The organism is Streptomyces shenzhenensis (assembly GCF_003688995.1).
In the GTDB taxonomy this organism is placed as follows: Bacteria; Actinomycetota; Actinomycetes; order Streptomycetales; family Streptomycetaceae; genus Streptomyces; species Streptomyces shenzhenensis_A.
The window spans coordinates 108,242-121,415 of sequence record NZ_PENI01000029.1 but is presented as its reverse complement, the minus strand read 5'-3'; the positions used below and the strand labels follow the sequence as shown (position 1 = coordinate 121,415).

Annotated in this window: 11 protein-coding genes and 1 rRNA gene; 5 read left to right on the top strand and 7 right to left on the bottom strand. The window is 70.4% G+C overall.

Features of this window, described 5'->3' with window-relative positions; genetic code table 11:
• Nucleotides 1-43: 43 nt before the first annotated feature.
• Both rrf and CTZ28_RS34360 read left to right on the top strand, forming a co-directional pair.
• Nucleotides 44-160: ribosomal RNA gene (gene rrf / locus CTZ28_RS34365) — 5S ribosomal RNA — on the top strand.
• A gap of 68 nt (nt 161-228) precedes the next feature.
• Nucleotides 229-705, top strand: a complete 477-nt coding sequence (locus CTZ28_RS34360; protein ID WP_259471934.1) for a GNAT family N-acetyltransferase — start codon at nt 229-231, stop codon at nt 703-705.
• A gap of 9 nt (nt 706-714) precedes the next feature.
• Here the strand turns inward: CTZ28_RS34360 and CTZ28_RS34355 are convergent, their stop codons facing one another.
• From CTZ28_RS34355 to CTZ28_RS34325, 7 genes are all read right to left on the bottom strand, one after another.
• A complete protein-coding gene (locus CTZ28_RS34355; RefSeq protein ID WP_121893645.1) occupies nt 715-2,253 on the bottom strand; it encodes a type VI secretion protein in 1,539 nt (512 codons plus the stop codon).
• A gap of 1 nt (nt 2,254) precedes the next feature.
• Nucleotides 2,255-3,676, bottom strand: a complete 1,422-nt coding sequence (locus CTZ28_RS34350; protein WP_121893644.1) for an ATP-binding protein — start codon at nt 3,674-3,676, stop codon at nt 2,255-2,257.
• 14 nt (nt 3,677-3,690) lie between these two features.
• A complete protein-coding gene (locus CTZ28_RS34345) occupies nt 3,691-5,250 on the bottom strand; it encodes an SCO6880 family protein (RefSeq protein WP_121893643.1) in 1,560 nt (519 codons plus the stop codon).
• Nucleotides 5,247-6,563 carry a hypothetical protein gene (locus CTZ28_RS34340; protein WP_121893642.1) on the bottom strand — a complete coding sequence of 439 codons (1,317 nt, stop codon included), beginning with the start codon at nt 6,561-6,563 and terminating at the stop codon, nt 5,247-5,249. The genes CTZ28_RS34345 and CTZ28_RS34340 overlap by 4 nt, the downstream gene beginning before the upstream one ends.
• Nucleotides 6,553-7,377, bottom strand: a complete 825-nt coding sequence (locus CTZ28_RS34335; protein WP_121893641.1) for a DUF8175 domain-containg protein — start codon at nt 7,375-7,377, stop codon at nt 6,553-6,555. Before CTZ28_RS34335 ends, CTZ28_RS34340 begins: the two co-directional genes overlap by 11 nt.
• A gap of 207 nt (nt 7,378-7,584) precedes the next feature.
• Nucleotides 7,585-7,893, bottom strand: a complete 309-nt coding sequence (locus CTZ28_RS34330) for a hypothetical protein (RefSeq protein WP_003991275.1) — start codon at nt 7,891-7,893, stop codon at nt 7,585-7,587.
• A 793-nt stretch (nt 7,894-8,686) separates the two neighbouring features.
• Nucleotides 8,687-9,289, bottom strand: a complete 603-nt coding sequence (locus CTZ28_RS34325) for a TetR/AcrR family transcriptional regulator (RefSeq protein WP_121893640.1) — start codon at nt 9,287-9,289, stop codon at nt 8,687-8,689.
• 89 nt (nt 9,290-9,378) lie between these two features.
• Here CTZ28_RS34325 and CTZ28_RS34320 point away from each other — a divergent pair, with 89 nt between their 5' ends.
• The 3 genes from CTZ28_RS34320 to CTZ28_RS34310 all read left to right on the top strand — a co-directional run bounded on the left by CTZ28_RS34320 (nt 9,379) and on the right by CTZ28_RS34310 (nt 12,966).
• Nucleotides 9,379-10,299, top strand: a complete 921-nt coding sequence (locus CTZ28_RS34320) for an oxidoreductase (protein WP_121893639.1) — start codon at nt 9,379-9,381, stop codon at nt 10,297-10,299.
• 710 nt (nt 10,300-11,009) lie between these two features.
• Entirely contained in the window at nt 11,010-11,789 is a 780-nt protein-coding gene (locus tag CTZ28_RS34315) for a trypsin-like serine peptidase (RefSeq protein ID WP_121893638.1), read from the top strand.
• A 175-nt stretch (nt 11,790-11,964) separates the two neighbouring features.
• Nucleotides 11,965-12,966: a C40 family peptidase gene (locus tag CTZ28_RS34310; protein WP_121893637.1), complete on the top strand. Its 1,002-nt coding sequence runs from the start codon at nt 11,965-11,967 to the stop codon at nt 12,964-12,966.
• Nucleotides 12,967-13,174 lie beyond the last annotated feature (208 nt).

The following is a 13,174-nucleotide window of genomic DNA, read 5'->3' as shown; positions in this document are numbered from 1 at the left end:
AAACCACGAACAGCCGTTTTCCCGGTTGTGTGTTTCGTAGTGTTTCGGTGGTCATAGCGTGAGGGAAACGCCCGGTTACATTCCGAACCCGGAAGCTAAGCCTTACAGCGCCGATGGTACTGCAGGGGTGACCCTGTGGGAGAGTAGGACACCGCCGAACAAAAATTGAGGGAAGCCCCCGTGTCTTTGGACACGGGGGTTTTCTGCGTTTGGGGCCCGAGTATTACCGTGGCCCGCCTGAGCACAGATGCGCGGCTTGCCTTTCTGGAGACGTACGAGGATGCCGCCGCCAGGCCGGACACCTTCTGGCAGGAGCGGGCCGCCCGGTCCGCGGACGGGGCGGGCGCGGTGCAGTTTGTCGCCGTGGCTCCGGACGAGGTGTGGGCCGGGACCCTGACGGTGCTGGTGGAGGAGGCCGGCACCACGGACTGGGCCGGGTTTTCGGTGGACCGTCGGCAGGGCCATGTCGTCGGGGTGTTCGTCAGGCCCGAGCATCGCGGGCGCGGGCTGATCGAGGCGCTGTTCGCCGTCGGCCTGGAGTGGGCGTGGCAGCACGGGGCCTCGCGGGTACGGCTGCTCGTGCACGAGGACAACGGGCGGGCCCGGGGCGCTTACCGCAAGGCGGGCTTCGTGGCCAGCGGGGTCACTGTGGCCCTCGTCGAGGGTGAGGGCCGGGAGCTGGAACTGGTCGTCGAGCGCGGGTGACGGCGGGTCCTAGACGGGCAGTTCCTGGTGGGGCCAGCGGGCGCGGCCCTGTTCGCGGGAGCGGAGGAGGGCCAGCGTCGGCAGGCCCTGGGCCGTGCCGGTGGCCAGGAGGTCCGGGAGCTGGGGGAGCGGGGCCACGGCCGCGATGTCGTCGAGGACGAGGGTCAGTGGTGGGTCGAGCCGACCGGAGGATGACCGTTCGGCCATGCGCCGGCCGCGCTCGACCACGCTTGAGACGAGGGCCGTCAGGAGGGGCATCGCGCCGGGGTTGGTCCTGGGGTCCTCGATGGATTCACCGACCACATAAAGGGTGCCCCCTTCGGCGACAAAGGAATCCAAGGCGAGTGCGTCACTTCGGTTCGGGGTGCAGGCCTCACGGATATTGACCGTGAAGAGCGCGGCGAGTGCACGGCTCGTCAACTCCTGGGCCATGTCCCGGCGTTCCGGGTGCGCGGTGAGGGCGGCCTCGAGTTCACCGGCGGCGCCGGGGGCGGCCTTGGGGTTCGTCCGGAGGATGCGTACCGCGTCCTGGACCTGGGTGCCCTGGGTCCAGCGGTGGACATGGCGGATGGTGCGGCCGTCGATGGCGGCCGCGTGCAGACAGCTCCTCAGGAGCGTCTCGGCGGTGTCCGCCAGGGCCTGGTCCAGCTTGGCTGTGGGCCTGACCGGGGCGAGCAGGGCTGCGGCTCGATGCCGTGCCGTCTGCTGGTCCTCGCAGCCCGTCGTGGGCGGCCAGTGGAGGCGGGCCGGGGTGTCGCAGCTGTGGGTGGGGTCGTAGACGTGGGTGGGGCCGAGTTTGGCCCGGGCGTCCTTTGTCTCCGCCCAGAGGGCGGGGCTGGACGTGACCACCAGGACCGGGCCTTCCGCGTCGCGCACCGCCTGGGCCGCGGTGGCCTGGCGGGTCGGGGGGTCGGCGTACAGGACGGCGCGTTCGGTGCGGGGGGTCTCCCAGCCGCCGGTCCGTCCACCGTCGGTGGCGGTGGCCTCTTGGGGCTGGGGCTCGCTGCGGGGCTCGGGGACCTCGTGCCGGGGTTCGAGCGGCCGGGTGGGCGCCGGTTCCGGCGCACGTTCCGGTGTCTGTTCCCGTGGCGGTTCGGGTGCCGGCTCCCGCGTCCGTTCCGGTGTGGGTTCCGCCATGGCGGGGACGGGTGCCGTGGCCGTGGTGTGCTTCGCGTAGCGGCGCCGGGCCCGGCCGACCCGCCAGCGGGCCACCGTGCCGATCGTGAACACGGTCAGGACGAACAGCACCATCAACTGGCTGATGAACAGTCCCCAGAACAGCCCGTACCCCGACAGCTGCCCGGGGGGTGTGTGCGGCCAGGCACCGGGGATGTCGTGCGGTTCGGCGATGAGGTCCCGTATCGCCAGCGGGGTGCGGGTGAAGGTGACGCCGGCCGGCCAGGCTCCGCGGGCGAACAGGCCCGCGAGGCCCGTGGCCGTCCACACCAGCACGGTCATGCCGAGGAGGAAGGCGAGCATGCCCAGCAGCAGGCCGTCGGGGATGCCACCCTGGCCCTCCCGGCGGCGCTCCCGTTCTGCGGCGCTCATCTCAGGCCACCGTCGACTCGGACGAACCGTCCAGGTCGGCGATGTGCTGTTCCATGAAGGCCGCCGCCCGCTGCTCCGCCTCCAGTTCGGCGGCGTGCAGCGCGTCGTCGGCGCGGTCGCTGGACGACTCGGTCATCGCCCGGTCGGTGAAGACCAGGGGACGTTCGGTCTCGGTCACCAGGTGTTTGACGACCTGGACGTTGCCGTTGACGTCCCAGACCGCGATGCCGGGGGTGAGGGTCGGGATGATCTCCACGGCCCAGCGGGGCAGGCCGAGGACCCGGCCGGTCGCGCGGGCCTCGTCGGCCTTCTGGGCGTAGATGGTGCGGGTCGACGCCATCTTCAGGATCGCCGCGGCCTCCTTGGCGGCGGCACCGTCCACGACGTCGGACAGATGGTGGACGACCGCGACGAAGGACAGGCCGAGCCGCCGCCCGAACTTGAGCAGCCGCTGGAACAGCTGCGCCACGAACGGGCTGTTGATGATGTGCCAGGCCTCTTCGACCAGGAAGATGCGCTTCTTGCGGTCGGGGCGGATCCAGGTGTGCTCCAGCCACACACCGACGATCGCCATCAGGATCGGCATGGCGATGGAGTTGCGGTCGATGTGGGACAGGTCGAAGACGATCAGAGGGGCGTCCAGGTCGATGCCGACCGTCGTGGGGCCGTCGAACATGCCGCGCAGGTCGCCGTCGACCAGCCGGTCGATGACGAGTGCCACGTCGAGGCCCCAGGCCCGTACGTCGTCCACGGCGACGTTCATCGCCTCCGCCGACTCCGGTTCGGGGTGGCGGAGTTGCTCGACGATGTCGGACAGCACCGGCTGGCGGTCGACGATCGTCTCGTTGACGAATGCGTGGGCGACCTTGAGGGCGAAGCCGGACCGCTCGTCCAGGCCGTGTCCCATCGCGACCTCGATGATCGTGCGGAGCAGGGCGAGCTGGCCGGTCGTGGTGATCGACGGGTCGAGCGGGTTGAGCCGGATGCCGTGGTCCAGGGCGGCCATCGGGTCCAGCCGGATCGGCGTTATCCCCAGCTCCTGCGCGATGAGGTTCCATTCGCCGACGCCGTCCTCGCCCTGGGCGTCCAGGACGACGACCTGGCGGTCGCGGAAGCGCAGTTGGCGCAGGACGTAGGTCTTCTCCAGCGCCGACTTGCCGTTGCCCGACTCGCCGAGGACCAGCCAGTGCGGGGCGGGCAGCTGCTGCCCGTACAGCTGGAAGGGGTCGTAGATGTAGCCCTTCCCGGAGTACACCTCGCGGCCGATGATGACGCCGGAGTCGCCCAGGCCCGGTGCGGCGGTCGGCAGATAGACCGCCTGGGCCTGGCCCGTGGACGTGCGCACCGGGAGTCGGGTCGTCTCGACCTTCCCGAACAGGAAGGACGTGAAGGCGTCCGTGACGACGGACATCGGGTCCCGCATCAGTGCATCAACCCCTACCTTCGGATACCGGTGGCGAACGGGAGGGTGTTCACGAAGGCGCGATGGTGCTCGCGGTCGCACCACTCCAGCTTCAGATACGACTTGCCGGCCGAGGCCCTGATGGTCCGCTTGTCGCGGGCGAGGGCTTCGGGGGAACGGGCGGAGACGGTGATGTAGCCGACCAGGTTGACCCCGGCGGCGCCGCTGGCCAGGTCCTCGCCGCGCTGGTCGAGGCGGCCGTGGGCGGCGATGTCGCGCGGGTCGACGGTGCGGTTCATCTTGGCGGCGCGGCTGGCCTCGGCCTCGTCGTTGGTCTTCTCGGTCAGCATGCGCTCGATGGCGACCTCGGTGGGTTCGAGGTCCATGGTGACCGCGACGGTGCGGATGACGTCCGGGGTGTGGACGAGCAGCGGCGCCAGGAAGTTCACGCCGACCGGGGTCATCGGCCACTCCTTCACCCAGGCGGTGGCGTGGCACCAGGGTTCGCGGGTCGTGGACTCGCGGGTCTTGGCCTTGAGGCAGGTGGGATCCATCGCGTCCAGCTCGGCCGGCCAGGCGTTCCGTTGCGTCATCGCCTGGATGTGGTCGATCGGGTGGTCCGGGTCGTACATGGAGTGGACGAGGGAGGCGAGCCGGCCCTGACCGAGCGGCTGGCGGACCCGGATGTCGGCCTCCTGCAACCGGGAGCAGATGTCGGTCAGTTCGCGGGCCATGACGACGGCGAGTCCGGAGTCCCGGTCCAGCTTGCGGCCGGCCTGGGGGCGGGCGGCGCGGGCCATGGCGTGTGCCTCGGCGGCCAGTTCGCGGGAGTAGTGCATGCAGGCGACGAGGTAGGCGCGGTGCTGCTCGCTGCTGGTGGACACCATGGACTGGAGCTGCTCGTACGACCGGGCCAGCCAGTGCGGGGCCTTCTCGTCGCCGCGCTGGGCGATGTCCTTGGCGTGGGCGTCCGGGTCGGCGGGCAGGGTGCGGGCGAGCATCTGCAGCCGGGTGACGAAGCCGTCGCCGTTGGCCACGTGCTTGAGCAGGGTGCCGAACCGGTCGACGAGGGCCTCCTGGTCCTCGGAGTCACGCAGTCCGACGCCCGGGCCCTCGATCTCGATGGCGGCGGTGACGGTCTTGCGGTCGGCGTGCAGGAGCACGGCGATCTCGTCGGGTCCGAAGGGTGCGGCGAGCCAGCTGATCCGTCCGATGCCGGGGGGCGGGCCGATCTCCACCTCGCGGCCGTCGAGGCGGGTGCCCGCCTCCATGGCCCCGGAGCGGTAGACGGTGCCCTGGCGCAAGGTGCGCTTGAAGCTGCGGTTGATCTCGAACCACTTGTAGAACGTGCGGCGTTTGTACGGCACGTACACCGCGGCGAGCGCGAGCAGGGGGAAGCCCGTCAGCAGCACGATCCGCAGGGACAGGACGGGGACCAGGAGTCCGCACATCATGCCCAGGAACGCGCCGCCGATGATGAGCGCGATCTCGCCGGTCTCACGGTTGCGGCCGATGACCGCGTTCGGCCGGGCGCGGCCGATGAGATACGTACGGCGGGGCGTGACCGGATGGGACAGGTGGGACTCGGTCGTCAACGCCCTTCACCTCCCGAGCGGTTGCTGCTGCTGTTGCGGGTGTTGCCGGCGTGCGGGGTCTTCGCCGGGCTGGGGGAGCGTGGTGGGGGTGCGGCGGAGGGGACAGATCCGCCGCCGCCCGGGGTGCGCGTGCTGTGCGCGGCGACTCCGCCGGAGGCCGGGTTGGCCGGGCGGGCGCCGGCGGAGGACGACTGGCCGCCGCCTCCGTTGTTGTCGGCGCGGGCGCTGTGCGTCTTGATGCCCTGGGCGACCAGGGTGGCCGGGGAGCTGATGACCGCGGCGGCCTTGCCCTCGGCGCCCTGCATGATGCGGTTGTTGCGGCCGGCGGCGATCTCGTCGCCGAAGCCGGGGACGAAGCGGTAGATCATCGCGCTGGCGAAGATGGCGAGCAGGATGATGGCGAGTCCGGAGACGACGGCGGAGAACGCGTCCGGGCCGTCGCCCGAGGACAGGGCGCCGGCCAGGCCGAGCACGATGACGATGACCGGTTTGATGAGGATGACCGCGATCATGATGCCGGCCCAGCGGCGTACGTGGCTCCACAGGCTCTTGTCGACCAGGCCGGCGTAGACGACGGTGCCGAGGAGGGCGCCGACGTAGAGCAGGGCGGCGCGGATGACCAGTTCCAGCCAGAGGATGCCGGCGGCGAGGATGGACACGAGCGAGACGACGATCAGCATGATCGGGCCGCCGCCGATGTCGTTGCCCTTGTCCAGGGCGCCGGCGAAGGTGCCGAAGAAGGTGTCGGTCTGGTCGCCGGTGGTCTTCGCCAGGACGTCCGTCACGCCGTCGGCGGCCGATACGACGGTGTAGAGGATCAGGGGGGTGAAGGCGGAGGCCAGCACGGTGAGCCAGAGGAAGCCGATGGCTTCGGACAGGGCGGTGGTGAGGGGGACGCCGCGGACCGCGCGCTTGGCGACGGCGAGGAGCCACAGGAGGAGGGTGAGGATGGTGGACGCGGCGAAGACGACCGCGTACTGCTGGAGGAACTTGGCGTTCGTGAAGTCGACGTTCGCCGTCTGCTGTACCGCGTCGCTGAGTTTGCGGATGGTCCATGACGCGGCGTCGGCGCAGCCCTTGGCGAGCGAAGCGAGCGGGTCGAGGGTGGAGGTGAGCTTGCTACTCGACCCGGAACCACCGGAGTTGCTGCCTTGTTCGCAGTAGTCCTTGGCGGGGCCGTGGATCAGGTCACAGGCGTCGCTGGACGGCGACGGTGTGGGCTCGGCGAAGGCGCGGGTGGCCATGAGGACCGCTGCGGCCTGTACGGCCGTGACCGCGGCTGTCAGTTTGAGTACGTGCCGACTAACGGGCATAGGTGAAGCCTCCGTACTCTTCTACGGCCTTCGAGATCTCGTCGGAGCTGGAAGCCTTGTCGTCGCCTGGGACGGGCGCCGGGCCTTCCTTCTGCGAGTGTTCGACGATCTTCCAGTCCTCGGCGGTCCACTCCAGGTGCATGGTGATGGTGAACCAGCTGTTGGTGACCGGGTTCGTGGACTTGTCGCCGGCCAGTCCGAGCAAGCCGCTGCACCAGACCTCGACGGTGGCGGCATCGCCGGAGGAATCGGTGAGTCTGGTACCGATCGGGCTGGTACGCGAGACGAACGTGTAGCCCTGAGGTGTCGAACCGTCTTCGTTCAGACCGACGTTCTTGTTGAAGCCTGGCGTGTACGCCTGGTCGAGCGATGTCTCGAAGCCCGACACGCGGGAAGGCGTGATGACGGCCCGCAGGATCGCGTCGCGCTTTGCCTTGTTGAACATTTCTGCTGAGCCCAGGGCCACGGCGTAGTTGGCTGCTGCGCTTTGGGCGCCCTGTTGGGTGTGGGGGAAGCCTGTGGGGATTCCGGCTGTCTTGGATCGGACCGGGGAGTCGCCGGTTGCCGCGGTGGCGGAGGTGGCCGGCTTGTCGTTGGAGCCGTCGGCCGAGGAGCCGCCGTTGCCGCCGCGGTTCGCGAAGGCGATCGCGGCGATCAGGAGGACGACCACGCCGACGACTGTGACCAGGCTGCGCGAGGACGAGCGGCCGCCCCGGCGGGCCCCGCCGTAGGGGTCGCCGTCGGGGAGCCGGGTGCGGGTCTGACCCGTGTCGGCGTAACCGCCGGAGGTACCGTGCTCGTCTCCGAGACTCATGCCGCGTACGCTCCCTCGACGTCGTGCCGGAACACCTTGTGCCGGACCGCGTAGAAGTACGACGGTAGCCGTGCTGGTTCCCGTGCGGGCGGGGTGTGGTGAGTCGACATCAGGGAAACGCAACCTCAGCCGGTGGGCACGACGGGCGGGTGGGGGTAGGGGGACCGGGCGCGCCCGGAGGGGACAGAAGGGGACGGGGCGGTCCGGTCAGACGGCCATGCCGTACACGATGGTGAACAGCGTGCCGAGTGAGCCGATGATGAAGACTCCGGTCAGACCGGCGATGATGAGGCCTTTGCCTTGCTCGGCGCTGAAGGTGTCACGGAGGGCCGTCGCGCCGATGCGCTGCTTGGCGGCGCCCCAGATGGCGATGCCGAGGCAGAGCAGGATGGCCACGGCCATCACCACCTCGATCATCACCTTCGCTTCGTTGCCCAGGCTGCCGAAGGGCCCCCAGTCCGGAGCGATCCCGCCGATGATGGTGTTGATGTCTCCCTTGTCGGCCGCAAAGAGCATGTAAGTCACCGCCCCTGGTGGGTAGTTCCGCTATCCCCTGCGGTGTGCAGAGGTCAGGCCTCATTCTCGCTGACAATCGCGCCGTCGCATGTCGACTTGACGTCATTGGTTGGCGGGTTTCGTACGAATACCACGTACGGTCACTCTGTGTATCACGGCAGGTCACGCCGGGCAATGAGGCCTGAGCGGAACCTGTCGTGTGGTTCCCTCGTTGACCCCTCTTACGACCTGGCACGGTTTCTGACGGCTGGTCGGGGTGAGACGTCGAGACGATGTTCTCACGGGCGGGCGGACGGGCGGGCGTGCCGAAGGGCCTCGGCGGGTGCCGGGGCCCTGGGTGCGGCCGGGGTTCAGCCGGTGAGGGCCGAGACGCCCTGCGGGGTGCCCCGGCCGGTCGGGCTGTCGCGGCCGGATCCGGTGGTGCGGGCAGCTGCCGCTGGGCGGGGTGCCCGCGAGGGTGTGGACGTCTGCGATGACGCGCGGAGACGCGGGTGCCGTCGAAGGTGTACCGGCGGGCGGTGATGCCGTGGGGGTCGTAGACCGGGACGCCGGTCGCCGGTGCAGTCGGTGTCGGTCCACCGACTCGGTGCGGCGTCTCGGTCCAGCCGTGGGTGGTGGCCGAGGACTTGGCCAGGGTGGTGCCGTCGACCGGGGTCGTCGAGTCGGTCCGGATGGCCTTCTTGAGGCAGCCGTTGGTGGTGGTGCAGGCGGAGGGGCCGTGGTACGAGCGGTACTTGGCGAGGTCGGCCCAACTCGCAGGAGTGGTGTGGGAGTCGGTGGTCCGGGGGGTGGGTCAGCGTGGGCTCAGGCCGTACAGGAGGTGGTGGATGGACTCGGCTATGCCGGCGAGGGCGGCCTCCGCCTCCAGGGCGCCGCTGGCGACGAGTGCGGCGGTGCCGTGCAGGCTCGCGGCGGCGACCAGGTTGAGCCGGTCGGGGTCGCCCTGGATGATCTCGCCCCGCTCCTGGGCCTCGGCGATCAGCTGGTTGAGGGAGCCGAGGGACCGTTCGACGGCGGCGGCGAGCAGCGCGAAGCTCTCGGGGCGGTGCTTGCGGGTGAACATCAGCTCCAGCAGCTCGGGGTTGTCGATGGCGAACCCGAGGTAGGCGCGGCCCAGTTCGGTCATCCGCGGTTCGAGCGGCAGTGCGGGGCGGTCGGCGGCCGCCAGGATCCGGGTCAGCCGTTCGTACCCGTCGAGCGCCAGGGCGTCCAGCAGGGCCTGCTTGTCCTTGAAATGCCGGCCCGGGGCGGCGTGGCTGACGCCGACCTCGCGGGCGAGCTCGCGCAGGGACAGCGCGCCGGCCCCCTTCTCCCGCAGGGTGCGCTCGGCGCCGGTCAGCAGCGCGGCGCGCAGGTCTCCGTGGTGATAAGGGCGGGTCGTGGACATGCGCACCATCCTATCTTGATGTTGACGGTGCCATCTTTGTTGGCGTCGGCATCAATGTTGTCATTGACAGCATTGTTGGCGTCGCCTACTTTGACGGTATGGCTACGACGACTGACACGACCGCATGGGACGCGACCCGCCTCCCCGACCTCACCGGCCGCCGGGCCCTCGTCACCGGCGCGAACAGCGGCATCGGCTTCACGACCGCGGACGCGCTGGCGCGCGCCGGCGCGCACGTGGTGTTCGCCGTCCGCGACGTGGAGCGCGGCCGGACCGCCGCCGCGCGGGTGACCGGCAGCACCGAGGTGCGCCGCCTGGACCTGGCCGACCTCGTCTCGGTGCGCGAGTTCGGCGAGGCATGGCAGGACCCGATCGATCTGCTGATCAACAACGCCGGCGTGATGATGCTGCCCCGGCAGCAGACCAAGGACGGCTTCGAGCGGCAGTTCGGCACGAATCACCTCGGCCACTTCGCGCTGACGAACCTGCTCCTGCCGTATGTGACCGGCCGGGTGGTCACCGTGTCCTCCGACGCGCACCGCTGGGGTGACGCCAGGATCCGCTTCGAGGATCTGAATCTGACCCTCGGCTATACCCCGCGCGGCGCCTACGCCCAGTCCAAGCTGGCGAACCTGCTGTTCACCCTGGAACTCCAGCGCCGTCTCACGGAGTCCGGCTCCCCGGTCCGCGCCCTCGCCGCCCATCCCGGTTACGCGGCCACCAATCTGCAGAGCCACACCGGGAACCGGCTCGTCCATCTGTTCCTGATGATCGGCAACCGGTTCTTCGCCCAGGACGACCGGGCGGGCGCCCTCCCGACCCTCTACGCCGCCACCCAGGACCTGCCCGGCGCGAGTTATGTCGGCCCGAACGGGTTCCGCGAGAGGCGGGGAGCGCCGACGCTGGTGGGCCGGTCGAGCGCCGCGAGCGATCCGGTCGTGGCCCGGCGGCTGTGGACGGTGTCGGAGGACCTCACGGGGGTGCGGTTCCCGTCGGGCGCCGGGTTGTTGAGGAAGTGACCGTCCCGGGGGAGCGGCCGGCGGCGGGGGTCAGGCCGGGGCGGGCGTGGCTGCGGATGGCGGTGCTGACAGGGTCACCTGGTCGCGTCGGGCCGGCGCCGGCAGTTCGGCAGCGGGGGCTGGTGCCGGTCGCGGTGGCCGGCGGGCCCAGCAGACCGTGCTCCGGGAGTCAGGTGTAGCAGGCATCGAGGAGTTCCGCGCGCCGGCGCGGGCGCCCGGGTGATCGTGAGCGGGCGGGACCCTGCCACCGCGGAGGCCGTGGCCGCGCGGCTGTGGGACGTCGGGGCTCGACGTCGGGGCCGGACCGTGCGGCGGCCCACGTGCCGGTGACCGGCCTCGGGGACATCGAAGTCCCGGTCGACACCGTGGGCCACGGGGACCGGCGGGGCGGCGGGGAGATGCCGCCCGCGGAACTGGGGGCGATGCTCGATGTCCGACTGACCTCGGCGTACGCGCTGAGCCGGATCGCCGCACGGGGCACGCCGGGCGGATCATCAAGGTCTCCTCGGCCCTCGGGCAGCTCGGCCGCACGGGGGACGTCGCTCACGACACCGCCGAGGCCGGGCTGGACTGCTTGACCCGCGTTCTCGTGGCCGGTCCGGGGCCACGACGTTCTGAGCGGCGCGGTGGTGTCGTGGTTCGTGGTTCACAGGAAAATCTCAGTTAAGTGGGGGGCGGTTTCTCATTTTCGTGGGACACAGTGGGGCCCGATGAAGCGCACCTCCCGTATCTCGGGTACCTCCGGCACCTCGCGCATGGCGTTGTTCGGCGCCATGGTGCTGCTGGCGGTCACGTCGGCCTCCGTGGCCGCCGCCGATGACGGGCCGGGGCCGCTCGGGGTGACGGCGGTGGCGGCCGAGACCCGGCAGAGCGTGCGGGTCGGGGCGCTGTTCGACGCCGACCGTGGATCCGTGCCGGCCGCGGGGCACTACTGCACCGCCTCCGTCGTGCACAGCCCGCAGGGGAATCTCCTCGTGACGGCGGCGCACTGCGTGGACGGGGACGCGTCCGATCTGGTGTTCGCGCCCGGGTACCGGGACGGGAAGGCGCCGTACGGGCTGTGGCAGGTCGGCGAGCGGTTCCTGCCGGACGGGTGGACCGAGGGGCAGGACGAGGACAGCGATGTGGCCTTCGCGCTGGTGGCGGACGAGGGCGGGAAGCGGATCGAGGACGTGGTCGGGGCGAACCGGTTCGCGCCGGGGACGGCGACCGGGGCGACCGCGGTGACCGTCACCGGATATCCCGACTCCGGTGAGGCGCCGATCAGTTGCTCCGACAAGCCGTCCGCGCACAGCCCCACCCAACAGCGGATCGGGTGCCCCGACTTCACGGGCGGCACCAGTGGCAGCCCCTGGGTCAATGGGGACCACGAGGTCGTCGGCGTCCTCGGCGGGTACGAGGAGGGCGGTTCCACGGCGGACGTCTCGTACAGCGTGGTCCTCGGGACGGAGGCGGCGGAGCTGTACCGGGACGCGGTGGGCGGCGGATGAGGTGACGCGGGGGAGCACGCCGGTCGGGGCGGCCAACTGGGGGTGTTGAAAGCGGTGGTTCAGGGGGATGCCGTGGGGGAGAGGGGCCGGGACCGCATGTCTGGTTTGCTGCGACATGGCGGTACGGTTGGCGGAAATGGTCTTGAACGGCCGCTGTATGGGGGAGTGTTGACCCGTGCGGAAAGTATGGGTGATCGGTGGGGCCGCGGCCGGGCTCGGGCTGAGCTTCGTCATGCTGCTGGTCGTCGGGGTGTACATGGCCGCCGGGAACCTGACCAACGGCGTCGGCGCCGGCAGCGTCGGGCTGGCCAAGGGTGCCGTGCCCGCCGCGTACAAACCGCTCGTGCAGCAGTGGGGCAACCTGTGCTCCGCCATCAACCCGGCGCTGCTCGCCGCACAGCTCTACCAGGAGAGCGGCTGGGACCCGAACGTGGTCAGCGTGGCCGACGCGCGTGGTATCGCGCAGTTCATCCCGAGCACCTGGGCCAGCCACGGCATCGACGGCAACGGCGACGGCAAGCGCGACATCTGGGATCCGGATGACGCGATCCCGTCGGCCGCGTCGTACGACTGTGAACTCGCGAAGTACGTCAAGGACGTGCCCGGGGACACCACCGACAACATGCTCGCCGCCTACAACGCCGGTGCGTACCGCGTGATAACGGCGGGTGGGGTTCCGGCCATTCGGGAGACCCAGAACTACGTCAAGACGATCCGCACCCTGGAGAAGAGCTTCGCCGCGCCGGTGTCCCGGGTCGACCCCACCCGGCAGGCGGCCGGTGCCATCGCCTTCGCCCAGGAGAAGCTCGGCACGCCCTATCTGTGGGGCGGCAACGGCACCGCGGACCAGGGCGGTCGGTTCGACTGCTCGGGGCTGACCAAGGCCGCGTACGAGAACGTGGGGATCACGCTGCCGCGGGTCGCCAACGACCAGTACAACGCAGGACCGCACCCGGCGCGGGACGAACTGCTCCCCGGCGACCTGGTGTTCTTCTCGGACGATCTCACCGATTCCCGCGCCATCCGGCACGTGGGGATCTACGTGGGCGGCGGCTACATGATCGACGCGCCGAGAACAGGGGCCGTGATCCGGTTCGACCCGGTTGACACACCGGACTACTTCGGGGCCACCCGGGTCACCGCGGATGGCGCGAAAGCGCTCCCCACAGCGGTGTGACCGACCGTGAACCCACCCCCTGAGCTGCGGCGATGAGTCTCTCTTCGGTAACGTCTGAGTGATCATTCGGTGGAGCGTGGAACGTATCAACGGGGGACGTGCGTTCCTGTTGACGTAGTCGGGCGGACGGTGAGTGCGCACATCTACACACCACGGGGGTGGGCAGCGGCGACGCACGTGAGGTGCGTCCGGGACAACGACGAAGGGG